This is a genomic window from Pseudoalteromonas sp. P1-11 (assembly GCF_001399995.1).
Taxonomy (GTDB): Bacteria; Pseudomonadota; Gammaproteobacteria; order Enterobacterales; family Alteromonadaceae; genus Pseudoalteromonas; species Pseudoalteromonas atlantica.
Window position 1 is genome coordinate 21,200 of record NZ_LJSP01000009.1, and the last position, 14,993, is coordinate 36,192.

Genomic DNA, 14,993 nt, shown 5'->3' on the forward strand with positions numbered 1-14,993 from the left:
CCGCTACGGTCATTACTTTCAGCCAGCTATTTATTAGCTGGCTTTTTTTATTTTGAGCTTGTTAATTAGCTTCAGTTAGCTGCTATTTAACCTTACTATTGTATTTAACCCACCTTTACAGGTATTTATTAAGTGCGCTTTTATTGGCTTAAGATTGTAAGCTTAACCCCTCTAACCAGCCCTTCATTTAAGTTTGCTAAATGCATACGTGTATTTAAGCCATAAGTGCGTAACTTACAAAGTGGGGTGCTTGGCTTTTGGTTGTATACTCGGGCTTTAGTAAGGCGAGGCTGATACTTTATTTATTGCCTTTAACTATTTTAAAGCGTTATTTTTTAAATAAGTAATACCCACTCGCTTAATTAAGTGAGCCATTTTAAGTTATAAAAGCGAGTCATTAACTAGGTGAAAATTGCTTAAGTATGATTACAGGTTGCTAAAAGACCATTTATAAAAAAAGCGCTCAGTGAGCGCTTGAAGGGAAGTGGAAAAGGTGACCTTATAATGCAAACTGCTGGTTAAGTGCCAGCGTGTCGAATTGCATTACTTCGTGGGTTATTTGATTATCGCTGATGCTAATAACGCTAATTATTTGCTGACGTACACGTACGTTTTTAGCATTAAAGCTGCCATCGAGAGTCCAGCATAGGGTGGCTTGGTTTTGCGTACTGTCATACTCAATGGTTTCTAGCTGAGCATAGCGTCTGCTTAGCGATTGCGTAAAATCTAAGTGGCAATCAAGCAGCGCGCTAATAGGTTGTGGCTGTGTGTTACCTGCAAGTACAGCCGTAGCGCTTGGAGTATAAAGGGTTTCAAAATGAGCCAAGTTATTAGTTTGCCAAATTTGCCACCAGTTATCTAAAGTACGAGCAGTGTGAGAGGGCAGCTCGCAAATAGCGCTGGGGGTTGCATGAAAAGTAGTAGGGTGCAGCTGGTTATCTAAATCGCTAACAATAATCGGGTCACTTTTTGGTAGTTTAGGAATAACCGAGCTGTTATTTACCGTTGTATTTACATACTCGTTATTGGCTAACGACAACGTATCAACCACACATTTTACTGACTTAATAAAAGTCCCGTTGTGTTTTATTACAAACGTTAAACGCACTGGGTTTTTAAGCTTTTTAGGCTGTAAAACCAGCTGTAGGGTTTCACGTTCTGCGCCTACACTATGAGTGTGCGATACACACTCAGACACACCATATTGAGCTAAAAAGCTAAGCCACAAAGGCTGCGCCTGCAAAGCACCCATGGCGGTAAAGTGGTGCTGCTGCCAACGGCTACTGCGAAGCAACTTGCTGCTTAGACCTTCAATGTCGGCTTTAGTGTATAAATCGATAATAGCGTTGATCATGCATTTTCCTCCCACTGTGATTTGCTGACTAATGCATGTGCTTTAAATAAGTTTGCATAAAGTGCTACTTCATCAAAAACGGTGATCTCTTCGATGATTTTTTTGTTTTTAATACGCAAATGCGATGCGCCTAAAATAAAGTAAGGCTGCTGTTTAAGCTCACTTAGCTCGCTATTTTGCGGATTAAAGTGGCCTGCTAGCGACCAACGTATCGCTACATCTGTCGTGGTTTCGTCAAATGGGGTAATAGCTATATGATCAATCGTTAATTTGGCGTCGGGGCAGGTTGCAAAAAATTGTATAAATACGCCATTAATTTGTGCAAGTCCGGTGGCCATTCTGCCGCTAGGCCATTGTTGTGTTGCCGTTAAACTGTAAAATTCGTGTACTTTAGCAAACTGTTTTTGATTAAATAGCGTGTCTAACCAAGTATGAGCAAATGCCGCAAGCTCACCCTCTACAATGGGCGTACTTGCTACGCGGTGATCTATGGCAATTACACGGTTAAATTCATCATTTAGCCACTGCGTGTGTTTTTCTTTACTCGGAATGTTTGCCATGTGTTTGGCTACATTAATAATGTTTAAGCCAAGCTGCTTAACTAAAAAGCCGTTGTCGCGCACTAGCCACTCTTTAACTATTTTGTTTTCAAAGCATACGCAGTCGGCAATGGTTGTAACACGGCCTGTTTTATGTGTTGCTGGGCCAAACTCAGAGTTACCTGTGTTGGTCATTACACTGCTAATTAAATGTGATGAGTAATAGTGCTCGTTGGCTTCTTCTGAAAACACCACGTTTTCGCCAATTAGGCTTCTGTCGGGGAAGGCGGCAATAGTTTTAAGGGTGCCTTGAATAACATCTTCTATGTTTTCGCCATAGGCGCCAAGGGTAAAAACAGGGCATACATCGGCGTAATAGCGATAGCATAAGCCAATGTTTTTTTGCTCCCAAATACGGTGCGTTATGCGTAAAATGTAATCAACGATATCAACAAACTCGTCATCAAAACCGATTAAAGGCTGTTGTTTGTCACCTTGCGGGTTTAACACGCTCGATAACGGCAGCCAGTAAGGTTGGGTCATATTATTGTGTTTGTTCATGCTCACCTCTTAATTAGCTGCGGCTATTTTGCGTTGCATTTGCTCAAAAATATCAATGCCCATTCCATCTAATAAATGAGGGATATCAATAGCGACCCAGTTTTCTTTTAATATGCCGTTTTCGCAGCGCCAAAAGTCCATGACACGTGGGAATAGCTTATTGCCAGAAGGCGGTAAACCTAACCAGTCTTCACCAGTGTGGGTGCCATACATGTGAGGCCAGCCGCCGGTAGCAACAAAGTTATCGTGACTTACTAAACACAGTGTTTTATTAATACCGCGATCAGGAAAGCCTTTTAAAAACGGCCCTTGATGGTGCTCTCTAAAGCCGCTAATTCCGCGGGTTGTACCAATGCCTGCTGGGCCATACCAAATAAAGTCTGGGTGCCAGTATTTTTCTAAATTAATGCTGTATAAGTCTTTACCGTCATAGCGGCCAAGCTCTGTGAGCATATCAACTACAAGTTGCTCGTTAGTTTTGCTAAGCGTTTCGTTTTTATCACCTGTTGGTACGCCATCAAGTGTGGTGGGGGGCACAACTAAACCTGGGTAACCTAAGCTTGGGCGTAATGGGTTTACGCCTACTTGGTTCATTACATCAATTAAATCTAAAAATGTATAAACACTAACCACTTGGTTGTTTTCTATTTGCGCCATTTCGCTGTAGCGAATAAACACACTTTTGCCACTGGCAGGAATACCCAATAAAGGCTGTGTAAATGTGCCGGTAAAATACCCTGTTGCACACACCCATTGCTCACCTTTGTAGTCGCCCTGGATAGAGATAAACGGTTTGCGCTCTATGTCAGGTAACGAATGTTTAAGTACGCCAAAGTAATCATTAATCACATTTTGCTTTGTGCTAATAGGCTCAAAAGGGTGGCTTACCTGCCATTGAACGGAGTCTGCGAGCAATGCTTGATTTGGCAATTCTGCAGCGCTGAAGTTTTCGAAAAGTTGTTCTAAAATATTCATTTATTTCACCTTACACAAAATATTCAAATAACATGAGAGAGGTAAAGCTCAGTACAAAAAAGCCAAGTAACCAGTAATTGATTGAGTCAAACTTACCCGGAATTAAGTACCAGCCGTTTTCTTTTTCTGGACGTTTTTCATTTTTAAATGCTTTTAACTGACCTTTAATGGTGTATTCGTTGTAATCCTCTTGATAGCCATCAAATGCAATACTTAACGCAATGCTAAATACAAGGCAGGTTATTGCCCCTATGGCGCAGTACCATGGCCATGCAATGTCGGTAAACAGTGCGCACACAGCAACGGTAATAAACGACACTAAGGTGCCTATTAATAAGCCTTTTTCGGTGGTGTGCTTAGAGAAAAACCCAAGGGCAAACATGCCAAGCTGAGCACCTACAAAGTACGAGCCTACTTTAGTGAGTATTTCTAAAATTGAGCCTTCGCTGTATAGGTGATACATAATGGCCGGAATAATAATGATCACCGCCCAACCTAGCGTAAATAAGCGAGTAACATTTAAATAGTGAGCGTCGTTTTTTTCAGGCGCAAAGTACTTTTTATAAAAATCGATAGTACTTATGGTTGAAAGTGAGTTAAGTGCTGAGTCGAGGCTCGACATAGATGCTGCCATTACCGCCGCGGCAATAATGCCCATTAATCCCGGTAAACCATAATCAGCTGCAAACTGTAAAATAATTAAGTTGTCGTTTTCAAAAGTGCGCCCGCCGTAGTAGCTATAAAACAGCACGCCCATAAATATAAAAAACAAGTAAATAAAGAACGCGATAAAGCCCATTAGTAAGTAGGATTTTTTAGCATCGCCAATATTTTTAGCGGCAAGGGTGCGTTGCACCATCATTTGGTTAGTGCCATACACCGTAATGTGATAAAGCGACATAGCCAGCACGCCAGACCACACGGTAGTTACTTGGGTAAAGTCGAGCGAGAAATTAAGTGGATCTAATTTACCTTGGCTTTTTAGCTCGCTCAGTGTTGAGCTAAATGAACCATCCATAGAGGTAATAAGGGCATACATAATAATACCAGCCCCTATAAATAAGATGGCTGACTGAATTACATCGGTCCATATAACGGCGGTTATGCCACCTAGCATGGTATAAATAAGGGCGATTATGGTAACTAAAAATATCGCAGTTATAACATTTATATCAATAATAAAGGCCAACACTAAGGAGGTTGCATACAGCACTGCGGCTGAACCCATAGTTTGCGATATTAACCAAATAGTAGAGATAAGTAAGCGGGCCTTTTTACCAAAGCGGCGCTCTTGGTATTCGTAAATAGAGGCCACACCCGCGTTGTAAAAAAACGGAAAAAACAAACACACCACCGCCACAATAACCAATGGGTAGTTAAGGTGTATGGCAATAACCGAGAGTCCCTCTTTGTAAGACCACGCTGGCGCACCTAAAAAGGTGAGCGCACTTACATAAGTAGCAACAACCGATATACCAATAGCCCACCAAGGTGTTGTTTTTCGACCTATGTAAAAGTCGTTAGCACTACTGATCTTTTTACTAATTACAAACCCAAGTATTAGGTTGGCAATTATGTACCCGATGAGAATGCTCCAATTCAACAATCCAAAATCATTCATAATTAATCCTGTTAGATTAGGTTTTACGGGCTTGAGAGCCTATTTGTATTTTTTATTTTGAATCATCATGAATCACTTTGACTTCGAAGTCAATTCTCATTAGTATTATTTTAAAGCAATTTATAACTTACTATTCACAGGCTTTTAATTACTCTTTAAATGCAATACATTTTGTTAAAGTGTGTTTAACGGCGGTTTGAAGACATTAATTTGACTGCGCAAACAATGAGGAATAATCATGGCAGATATACTTAAAGATAAACAACTAGTTCGTCAATTTCATACTGCACTAGAAAAAGCACAAGGCAATGATTTACAAGCCGTATTTAATGAGTTTATGGCCAGTGAATACAGCTTTAAAGGGGTGCATCCGTTTAATGAGCTTGAGTGTGCGAATGATGTAATTGCCCAAGTTTGGCAGCCATTATTTAGCTCGTTTAGTGCGCTGCAGCGCCGTGAGGATATTTTTATTGCAGGGCAAAGCGAAGCCGACGGTGGCCAGTGGGTGATGAGCATGGGCCATTTTATGGGCTTATTTGATAAAGACTGGCTAGGTATTGCGCCAACCCATAAGCTTGCCACTTTGCGCTATGCCGAATTTAACTGCGTTAAAGACGGAAAAATAATTCAGACCGGTTTTTTTGTCGATATTATTGGCCTTATGATGCAAGTAGGTTTAAACCCGCTGCCGCTCTCTACTGGGCAATATTTTACGTACCCTGGGCCGCGTACGCACGATGGTATTCGTTTGGGTAAAAGTAGCGATGAGCAAAGCGAAAAAACAATGGCGCTGGTAAATCAAATGATTGATAACCTAACCGCGCTTAATAAAAGTGGCGTTGATACGTGCCCGCCCGAAGTGCTTGGTAAAACCTGGGATGAAAACATGGTGTGGTATGGCCCAGCAGGCATTGGCGCAACTTACACAATTAAGCGTTATCAGCAGCAGCACATGTATCCGTTTAGAGAAGGGTTAACGGGTAAAGTATTTAACGGCCATATTTGCCGTTTTGCTGAAGATGAGTTTGCCTGCTTTTTTGGCTGGCCTAATTTAACTAACACGGCCATTGGGGGCTTTTTAGGCCTACCGGGTGCTAATACCCCAGCAGATATGCGCGTGGTGGATGTGTATCACCGCGAGGGCGATAAACTGGTAGAAAACTGGGTCATTATTGATATTCCTTATTGGTTAAAACAACAAGGCCTAGATATTTTAAAGCGCACGCAAAGTATTGCGAACCCTGGCGCATAGTCTATTTAAGTAATAAAAAAGCTCTGTTTAACAGAGCTTTTTTTGTTTATACGCCCTAGGGCGCAAAGTTTAAATAGCGCGCTTTGGTAAGCTCTTTCATGCGTGCGAATACATCTACTCCAATTTGATGGTAGACATCAAGAATATCTATTAATACCCAGTTTTCGCGAATTAAGTTATTCTCGGCGCGCCAAAAGTCGAGACTACGCATGGTTATTTGCTGATTTGCGGGCGCAATACCTAACCAACCATCATTACTAATAGTCATGCTCATACCCGGCCATGCGGTAAAGCCAACATAGTTTTCATCGGCAAATAAATAGCCTTTACTTGCATCACCTACTCGGTTTGGCAGGGCATTTAAAAACGGAATTTGATGCCAGTTTCTAAACCCTTTTATACCTCGTGCAGTGCCTATGGTACTTGGCCCATACCAGCTACAGTGCGGGTGCCAAAATTGCTCAAGCTTCATGGCCTCTATACCGCCTTTGGCATAAAAACCAAGGTGCTCACACATGTCGCCCACAAGTTTTAAGCTTTGTGCTGCGTGCTCTTCATTGTATTCGTTTGTGATTAATCCATCTTGCGTTGCAGGGCCTGGTACATGCCACTCTTTACCTAAGCTCACCGAAAGCGGCCATACTTTAGCTTGCATCATTACTTCTGGAATATCCCAAATAGCTTGTACTTCTACCACTTTGTTATTTTTAATGCGGTAAAATTCATGAAAACGCATGCTAACTTGGTGCCCTGTAGGGGGGATATCAAGCCATGGCTTTTCAAACGAACCGGTATAATAACCGCAACAACCTACCCAGTCTGAGTCGTTAATTGAGCTACCTGCCATAACGATTGTATCGCGGCGCTCTAATCCTACAAATGCCTCGCTAAGCGGTAAATAAACTTGCTCAATAAGTGCATTAGGGTTGGTAAGAGTTTCAAACGGGTAACACAGCTGAATGAGTGCGTCATCGCTAAACACGGTATTAATTTGTGTATGCAAGGCGTTTATATCAAAGTTATACAGGGCCTGTCTAAAGTCGTGTATTAACGCTTTATTTTTATTATGAATGTTCATTGTTTTGGACTCCTGTTGCTGTTTCAAATTGCTCTCGCAATTGCTTAGCGCCACTTAATAAAAAGCTGTGATCTGAGCCTAATAAATAAAAGCTCACGCCTAATGATTGCCAATGGCTCAGCTCGCTCAAATTACCTACAAACATGCCACAGCATTTATTATATTTAGCCGCTGCCTTGGCTATTTTAGTAACTGCCTCAAGTACAGTAGGGGCACTTGGGTTGGTTTCGCCAAGTGAAATAGTTAAATCCATACGGCCTATAAAAATGCAGTCTATTTCATCTATTTGGCACAGTTGCTCGATATTATCCAGTGCATCGGTATCTTCTATTTGCGCAATAATACAGGTTGATGACTTATTGCTTGCTAGGTTATCGGTTAGGGCATGGGTTGTGTAACCAGCAAAGCGGCTTGAACCGGCATAGCCTCGGCCGTTATTACCATAAAAGCAGTTTTTAATAATTGCTTTTGCTTGTTCGGGGGTTTTTATATGCGGCAGCACAAGGCCATCTGCGCCTATATCTAAGCTACTTAATAAAGTGGCGTGGTCTGTATTACTAACACGTATAAGCGTGGGCATATTTTTAGTACGTGCTGCCATTATGCAGCTATCTAAATCGCCTCTATCAAAGGGCGCATGCTCTGCATCAAGGCACAGAACATCAAGGTTAGTGTGAGCCAATACTTCTGTATTATGATAATGCGTGCTTTTAATAAAAGTACCTAGCAGTAGCTGTTTTGCATTTAACTTTTGCTTTAAATTCATGATAAAGACTCCAACCAGTCTAATAAAATTGCGTTTACCGTATTACTTCGCTCAAGCGGGGCAAAGTGAGCGCAATGACCAAGCAGTACAAGGTCACTATTAGGCGCTGCTTCATGCATACTTTGCTGAACACTTGCCGGGCATAACGGGTCATGCTCGCCCCCAATAATGAGTAGTTTTTTTGTACTTTGCTTTATTACGCTTAACGTATCTTCGCGGGTGGCAAGTGCACTCAGCTGGGCGCTAAAGGCGTTAATACCAAGATCGTCTGCCATGCTAAGTACGGTCTCTTCATGGGCTTTATTTGGTTGGTAAAAGTAGTGCGGCAAAAAGTCACGTTTAAGCAGGGCTTCTAAACTGCTGCTTTTGGCGTGTTCAATTTGTTTGAGCCTAATTGCAGGGCGCTCAGGTTTATCGGCTAAATAATTGCTCGACATTAAACACAAGGAGGTAACAAGCTCAGGGTTTGATTTTAACAGGGCAAGCGCAACAATTCCGCCCATGGAAAAACCTATAAATGGGCCCGGCTCTTGTGCAATTTTTTTGCAAAGTTCTACCATTTGCAAAATGCTAGATTGCTCGGTGAAGGGTATTACACACGGTGTATAACCTGCATTTTGCAGTGCGTTAATTTGCGCTGCAAACATGCGGTCATTACACAGTGTACCAGGTAAAATATAAACAGGATTTTTGGCCACAAAAATTCCTTAATTTAACGTTTTTTAATAGAGTTCCCTTCAATTAATGAACCAGTAAATACCCGAACTTCTGCAGCCGCTTGAGGGTTTTCAATGCGCTCCATTAAAATATCAACAGCGGCTTTAGTAAGCTGTTTCATTGGCTGTTGTACTGTGGTTATTTGATAGTTGTACCATGAGGAGGCATTAATACCATCAAATCCTACAACCGACATGTCGTCGGGCACTTTAATGCAAAAGTTTTCTTTTAGTTCATCAATTACGCCAATTGCCATAGCATCATTACTGCATATTATGGCATCGGGCTTGGGGTGTTTTTTTAACCATTTTTTAAGTGCGTCGCGTGCCGATTTATACCCATAATCACCATAAATAACCGGCGTGTCTTTAACGCCTAGGGTTTGTAAATAATTTTCGGCTATTTCTCTGCGCTCGTTTGCAACATCTGAGTCGGTAGGGCCGGAGATAATTAAATACGATTTATGGTTAGCTTCGTGTAATAAATCAATTAACTGTTTAATGCCTTTGTCGTGATTACAGCAAACGGTGTTTGCATTCGACTCAGGCACATGGCGGTTATAAAGCACAATAGGCGTACTGTGTTTAGCAAATAAGTTTAAGCTTTTACTATCAAAGTGAGCAGCTAGGGCAATTACACCATCAACCTGAAAGGTCCATATGTTTTCGAGTAATTCATCTAGCTCTTCTGCGTTATCAAGTGTAAAGAGCAGCACACGTTTATTGTGCAGTGCCAGCTCTCTGTTTAGCTCAGAAAGCACCTCTGGGTAATTCAGGTTTGCTTGCGATGACAATATAACCGCAACCATACCCGATTGTTTGGTGATCAACATACGGGCAATAGCATTCGGGCGATAGCCCATTTCATTGGCCGTTGCGATTACTTTTTCACGGGTTTTTTTAGACACACTAAAACCGGGTCTAAAAACACGTGATACCGCCGATTGCGATACGCCCGCTACACGGGCAACATCGTATGAGGTGACTCTTTTTTGCTTCAAGATTTACTTCCTATATCGTCTTACACGAATGTCTGCTTGTTCTTTGTGGCCTGCGAACCCTTCTGCAGCACATAATCGTGAACAATACTCACCAACAACCACCGAGGCTTGCTCTGTTACTTGCTGAAAAGTACATGTTTTTATGAATTTTCCTACCCATAGTCCGCCAGTATAGCGCGCAGCTTTACCTGTGGGTAGTGTATGATTTGTACCAATGCATTTATCACCATACGAAACATTAGTTTGCGGACCTAAAAATAAAGCGCCAAAGTTTTGCATGTTCTCTTTAAAGTAATCGGTATTGCTGGTCATCACTTGCACGTGTTCAAACGCTAAGTCGTTGGCAACTTGCAGCATTTCTTCGTAGGTGTCACATACAATTACTTCACCGTGATCTTCCCATGCTACGCCTGCAATATCGGCGGTAGGTAAAATAGTAAGCTGCCTTTGCACCTCAGCGATTGTATCTTTAGCTAGTTGCTCTGAGTTGGTGAGTAAAATAGCCGGTGAAGTCGGGCCGTGCTCTGCTTGGCCGAGTAAATCTGCCGCACATAACTCGCCATCTACACTGTCATCGGCAATAACGAGGGTTTCGGTAGGCCCTGCAAATAAATCAATACCAACACGGCCAAATAGCTGACGCTTTGCTTCGGCGACAAACGCGTTACCTGGGCCAACTATCATATCTACCGGCGCAATAGTTTGTGTACCAATTGCCATTGCAGCTACCGCTTGCACGCCGCCTAAACAATAAATTTCATCAGCACCGGCCATATCCATCGCGACTACAATTTCAGGTGATGGCTTGCCATTAAACGGCGGAGCCATGGCTATAACGCGTTTAACACCCGCTACTTTAGCGGTTAATACGCTCATGTGCGCAGAGGCTAATAGCGGGTATTTACCACCTGGCACATAACAGCCTACGCTATCCATAGCGATATGTTTATGACCAAGGGTTACGCCCGGAAGAGTTTCTACCTCTACGTCTTTCATTGAGTCACGTTGTATTTGTGCAAAATTACGTACTTGGCTTTGCGCCCACTTAATATCGTTAATTAATTGCTCATCAAGTTGTGTATAGCAGGCTTTAATTTCGTCTTCTGAAAGTTTGAAAGACTCCGGAGTCCAGTTGTCGAACTTTTCAGAGTACTCACGAATGGCTGCGTCACCTTCGGTTTCAACATGCGCTAAAATATTCTCTACAATATCTCTTACTGATTGATTTTGTTTTTGTTTTGAGTCAATTGGTTGACCCTTTTTTAAATGCTTTATCATTGCTAGTGTCCTTAGTGAGTCGTTGTTATATACACATTTGATGAGACGTATTGGTTAAATAATGTCTTGCATCTAAATGCACTCTAATTAATAATGACTTCGAATGCAATATAGAATTTAGGTGAACAAATGGGATTTGATAAAACGCTTTTAGTGGGTAAAACCATTTTAGTGACAGGTGCAGGCAAAGGTATTGGTAAAGCATGCGTAGAAAAATGCGTAGATGCAGGGGCCCAGGTTATTGCAGTAGCACGTACCCTCAGTGATTTACAAACACTGCAGCAATACGCGCCTGAGCAAATAGAAATTTGGCCGCTAGATATAAATAGCGATGCTTTTTTTGAGCGTTTAAAGGCGCTAAAAACACTTGATGGGCTGTTAAATAACGCTGGTATAAATCGGGTTGCGCCAATGCTTGAGCAAACAGATGAAAATATTGATGACGTAATTGCGATGAATATTCGCAGCGTTTACAAAATTAGCCAAGCGGCACTGCCAGCGCTAATAAATTCTGGCGCTGGGGCGGTGGTTAATATGTCGTCGCAAATGGGGTTTGTTGGTTCACCTAAACGTACTTTGTATTGCATGAGCAAACATGCGGTAGAGGGGTTGAGCAAAGCAATGGCGGTTGAACTTGCCGATAAAAATGTGCGTGTGAACACCGTAGCCCCCACCTTTGTAGAAACCCCAATGACCAAACCCATGCTAGAAGATGCGACGTTTAAGCAGTTTGTTTACGACATGATCCCACTGAAAAAAATTGCCCAAACCGATGATATTGCCAATGCTTGTGTGTTTTTACTAAGCGGCCTTTCAGCAATGATCACCGGAACAAGTATTAAAATTGATGGCGGTTGGACCGCACAGTAACCAATTTAGGAGAGAGTAATGAGTGTATTTTCAGATAGGTTAGTACGATACGATGATTTAATTGCGTGTAAAAATGCCTTTATTGATACACGCTCGCCGGGGAGCGATCAAAAAGAAAACTTTACAATTATTGGCCCAGGCGTTGCCGAAAACCCAAATCAACATGTACATATTTCTATTCCTCATGGGTTTAATATTGGTGGTGCGCGCCAACCTGCAGGGTGTTTAAATTCGCAGCATAGCCATTTAACTGAAGAAATTTTTGTAGTACACAGTGGTACGTGGGCTTTTTACACTGGTGTTGACGGTAAAGATGCCAAGGTAATTTTAAATGAAGGCGATATTATTTCGATCCCGATGGATATATTTAGAGGGTTTGAAAATGTTGGCGACGGCGTAGGCTATTTATATGCGGTACTTGGAAGTGATAACCCCGGTAGAGTACTTTGGGCTCCGCAAGTATTCGACATGGCAAAAGAATACGGACTAATTTTGCTAGAAAATGGCAGCTTAGTAGATACCACGTTAAATGAAACCATTCCCGATGGTGTAAAGCCAATGGCAGTCACCAGCCAAGAGCAAATAGCGCAGCACAGAGTAATAACCGATGAAGAGCTGGCACAAACAGTGGTTAAAGCCAGCAACTTTAACTGGAATAAACGCTCGTACCTTAGCCAGTTTGATGGCGTATATGAAGCGCCATTAGTCGGTAATTTAAACGCCAAAACATGTATTCAAACACAGCTAAATTGGCCTCATGGCTTTAATATTTCTGCGTTAAAGTTACAACCTGATGCACAGGTTGCGCCTCATATTCGCTTTGAAGAAGAGGTTATATTTGTTCATCAAGGAAGCGTAACAATAGACTTAGATGATGAAGTATTAACGCTTTACCAAGGTGATACTTTTTCAGTGCCTATTGAGCACGTAAGAGCCTATAGCAATAATAGCCAAACCGACTGTGTGCTTTATATAACGCGCCGCCACGACGCGCCAAAAGACCCACAATTTATTTAAACTATAATGCTATATAAAATTTAAGGCACTTAGCTTGTTTTAGCTAAGTGCTTTTTTCGTGGTAAAAAACCAGTAACCAACATAGTACCCACAATAACAAATAATGCGCCGAGTAACGTATTTGGCCCTATTTGCTCATCTAAAATTAAATGCCCCCAAAAAATGCCAAATAGCGGAATTAAAAACGTGACCGTTAAAGCTGAGGTTGGGCCTATATCGTCAATAAGTTTAAAAAATAAAATATAAGCAAGTGCGGTACATACCACGCCAAGTGCTAATACGCCAAGCATAACGTTGGTACTAGGTACTTCGCGCATTGGCATAAAAAGTATAAGGGGCAGTACTATAAAACTGGCTGCCCACATAGAGCCGTGTGCGTTATCGAATGGGGCAAGCTTAGGGGCATTTTTTGTATAATGGGATGCAATGGCATAACACAGGGAGGCGCTTAGCGCTGCTGCAATAGCAATAAGTGACTGACTATTTAATACAAAATGATTTTGCCCAACTAAAATGGCCACGCCTATTAAACCCAACAGCAAACCGAACACCATGCTTTTAGTCGGTTTGGTTTTGCTCCAAATAATGCCCACCACCGCGCCCCATATGGGCGTTGTAGAATTTAAAATAGATAAAGTAGAGGCGCTAATCGTTTGCGCGGCATAAGCAAACAGTAAAAAGGGGAGGGCGGAGTTAAGTGCGCCAATTATAAAAAAGTGCTTTGTGTGCGCAGTAAACGCCAAGCGGCGTTTTAAGTACAGCGCCACAATAAAGAGGGTGAGTGCGGCAAAGCCAACTCTAAACTCTATCAACACCGCTGGGCCTAAGCTGTTTGCTGCCATTCGCATAAATAAAAATGACGCGCCCCAAATTGCAGCCAGAAAAAATAACCGAAGTAAACTTGCTAAGCTCATGATAGTATTTTAATTATACAAATTAATTTACAGAGTAACAGGCTTTGCATTAACTGTAAGCCAGATTCGGTACTCGCATATAAAAATAATAAAAAAGGAATAGTCATGAGCCGATATTTACTGATCACAGCAATAATGGGAGTGGGTTTATTAAGTGGTTGTGGGTCTACGCCTATTAATTTATACGATGACATAACCATGAAAAAACATGAGTACAATGGCATAAAAGCGTATAAAAAAGGTGATTATAAACAGGCCTTTATGTATCTAAAAGACCCTGCAGCACTTGGCTATAAAAGCGCGCAATACACATTGTCGTTTATGTTTTTAAAAGGGCAGTACTTAACACAATCCACTAACATGGGTATGGGGTGGCTAGGCGTTGCAAAAGAGGCTGGCGTTGAAAGTTGGCAGGCGCAATATAATACCTTTTATAACGCAGCCACTTCGGCGCAACAGCTTAAAATAGACGAAACCGTTGCGTTGTACATAAGCCAATATGGTAGTAAAGCAAAAAAATGACGTGCCGTCGCTCAACAACCCCAAGACGCACGTTTGGCGAGATTAAAATTGATTGTAACAAACACGATGGCACTGTGACTAAATACGAAGTGCAAACAAAAGAGTAATGCTAAGCGGTGGCTTGTTTTTGTTCAAAGTCACTTTTTACAATTTCGAGCGCTTTTAATACATCCTCTGGAGCAACCTCGTGCTGCTCCAAAAGCATAATTAAATCCACTGCCAGTTTTACATGTGTAGGGGCGTTATCAAGTGGGCTGGTCATCTAAATCTTTCTTTTTTGAAATTTGGCTAATAGCAACATCAATAGCGGTTTGTACGCGCTCTTCCATGTGAATACGTTCACTTTGTGGTAAATAAAAGGCCATATCTACATCGTATCTAATATAACGTGGCGGCAATTGATTAAGTACCGTGCAACAAAAATCGGCCATTACATCTTCACTGTAAACTTTATCTAGTTTACGTTTAATGATTTCTTCAACTACAATTTTTTCGTAAAAGTTATGTATGTCGTCGTGCAGTCGCATCG

Annotated in this window: 15 protein-coding genes and 1 pseudogene; 4 read left to right on the plus strand and 12 right to left on the minus strand. The window is 41.7% G+C overall.

Annotated elements, in window-relative coordinates:
- Positions 1 to 499 precede the first annotated feature (499 nt).
- Genes AN390_RS14565 through AN390_RS14580 form a run of 4 tightly spaced genes read right to left on the minus strand, consistent with a single transcriptional unit; the run spans position 500 to position 5,050 of the window.
- Entirely contained in the window at positions 500 to 1,354 is an 855-nt protein-coding gene (locus AN390_RS14565) for a nuclear transport factor 2 family protein (protein WP_055255206.1), read from the minus strand.
- A complete protein-coding gene (locus AN390_RS14570; protein ID WP_055255207.1) occupies positions 1,351 to 2,454 on the minus strand; it encodes an ester cyclase in 1,104 nt (367 codons plus the stop codon). The genes AN390_RS14565 and AN390_RS14570 overlap by 4 nt, the downstream gene beginning before the upstream one ends.
- Before the next feature lie 9 nt (positions 2,455 to 2,463).
- Complete coding sequence (locus AN390_RS14575; RefSeq protein ID WP_055255208.1) at positions 2,464 to 3,429, minus strand: ester cyclase; 966 nt, start codon at positions 3,427 to 3,429, stop codon at positions 2,464 to 2,466.
- Between the two features lie 10 nt (positions 3,430 to 3,439).
- A complete protein-coding gene (locus AN390_RS14580; RefSeq protein ID WP_055255209.1) occupies positions 3,440 to 5,050 on the minus strand; it encodes a sodium:solute symporter family transporter in 1,611 nt (536 codons plus the stop codon).
- A 238-nt stretch (positions 5,051 to 5,288) separates the two neighbouring features.
- On the opposite strand from AN390_RS14580, the gene AN390_RS14585 reads away from it, so the two are divergent.
- A complete protein-coding gene (locus tag AN390_RS14585; RefSeq protein WP_055255210.1) occupies positions 5,289 to 6,302 on the plus strand; it encodes an ester cyclase in 1,014 nt (337 codons plus the stop codon).
- Positions 6,303 to 6,357: 55 nt separating this feature from the next.
- On the opposite strand, the gene AN390_RS14590 is transcribed toward AN390_RS14585, so the two are convergent.
- Genes AN390_RS14590 through hisD form a run of 5 tightly spaced genes read right to left on the minus strand, consistent with a single transcriptional unit; the run spans position 6,358 to position 11,141 of the window.
- The gene (locus tag AN390_RS14590; RefSeq protein ID WP_055255211.1) at positions 6,358 to 7,380 is read right to left on the minus strand and encodes an ester cyclase; all 1,023 of its coding nucleotides are present in this window, start codon (positions 7,378 to 7,380) and stop codon (positions 6,358 to 6,360) included.
- Positions 7,367 to 8,146: an HpcH/HpaI aldolase/citrate lyase family protein gene (locus AN390_RS14595; RefSeq protein ID WP_055255212.1), complete on the minus strand. Its 780-nt coding sequence runs from the start codon at positions 8,144 to 8,146 to the stop codon at positions 7,367 to 7,369. The genes AN390_RS14590 and AN390_RS14595 overlap by 14 nt, the downstream gene beginning before the upstream one ends.
- Complete coding sequence (locus tag AN390_RS14600; RefSeq protein ID WP_055255213.1) at positions 8,143 to 8,844, minus strand: alpha/beta fold hydrolase; 702 nt, start codon at positions 8,842 to 8,844, stop codon at positions 8,143 to 8,145. Before AN390_RS14600 ends, AN390_RS14595 begins: the two co-directional genes overlap by 4 nt.
- A 14-nt stretch (positions 8,845 to 8,858) precedes the next feature.
- On the minus strand, positions 8,859 to 9,866 hold the full coding sequence (locus AN390_RS14605; RefSeq protein ID WP_029772146.1) for a LacI family DNA-binding transcriptional regulator: 1,008 nt from the start codon (positions 9,864 to 9,866) through the stop codon (positions 8,859 to 8,861).
- On the minus strand, positions 9,867 to 11,141 hold the full coding sequence (gene hisD / locus AN390_RS14610) for a histidinol dehydrogenase (protein ID WP_024033719.1): 1,275 nt from the start codon (positions 11,139 to 11,141) through the stop codon (positions 9,867 to 9,869).
- A 129-nt stretch (positions 11,142 to 11,270) separates the two neighbouring features.
- Between hisD and AN390_RS14615 the strand changes: the two genes are divergently transcribed.
- Together AN390_RS14615 and AN390_RS14620 are read left to right on the plus strand one after the other, a co-directional pair.
- A complete protein-coding gene (locus tag AN390_RS14615; RefSeq protein WP_054982250.1) occupies positions 11,271 to 12,011 on the plus strand; it encodes an SDR family NAD(P)-dependent oxidoreductase in 741 nt (246 codons plus the stop codon).
- An 18-nt stretch (positions 12,012 to 12,029) separates the two neighbouring features.
- Positions 12,030 to 13,028 carry a cupin domain-containing protein gene (locus tag AN390_RS14620; RefSeq protein ID WP_055255214.1) on the plus strand — a complete coding sequence of 333 codons (999 nt, stop codon included), beginning with the start codon at positions 12,030 to 12,032 and terminating at the stop codon, positions 13,026 to 13,028.
- 29 nt (positions 13,029 to 13,057) lie between these two features.
- Here AN390_RS14620 and AN390_RS14625 read toward each other — a convergent pair whose 3' ends face one another.
- Positions 13,058 to 13,942 carry a DMT family transporter gene (locus AN390_RS14625; protein WP_055255215.1) on the minus strand — a complete coding sequence of 295 codons (885 nt, stop codon included), beginning with the start codon at positions 13,940 to 13,942 and terminating at the stop codon, positions 13,058 to 13,060.
- A gap of 105 nt (positions 13,943 to 14,047) precedes the next feature.
- Here AN390_RS14625 and AN390_RS14630 point away from each other — a divergent pair.
- Positions 14,048 to 14,571, plus strand: a pseudogene (locus AN390_RS14630) (sel1 repeat family protein).
- 2 nt (positions 14,572 to 14,573) lie between these two features.
- Here AN390_RS14630 and rsmS read toward each other — a convergent pair.
- Both rsmS and AN390_RS14635 read right to left on the minus strand, forming a co-directional pair.
- Positions 14,574 to 14,726, minus strand: coding sequence for a pleiotropic regulatory protein RsmS (gene rsmS, locus AN390_RS19690; RefSeq protein ID WP_024033713.1), 153 nt, complete (start codon positions 14,724 to 14,726; stop codon positions 14,574 to 14,576).
- A complete protein-coding gene (locus tag AN390_RS14635) occupies positions 14,710 to 14,991 on the minus strand; it encodes a late competence development ComFB family protein (protein ID WP_004585951.1) in 282 nt (93 codons plus the stop codon). Before AN390_RS14635 ends, rsmS begins: the two co-directional genes overlap by 17 nt.
- Positions 14,992 to 14,993: the final 2 nt, after the last annotated feature.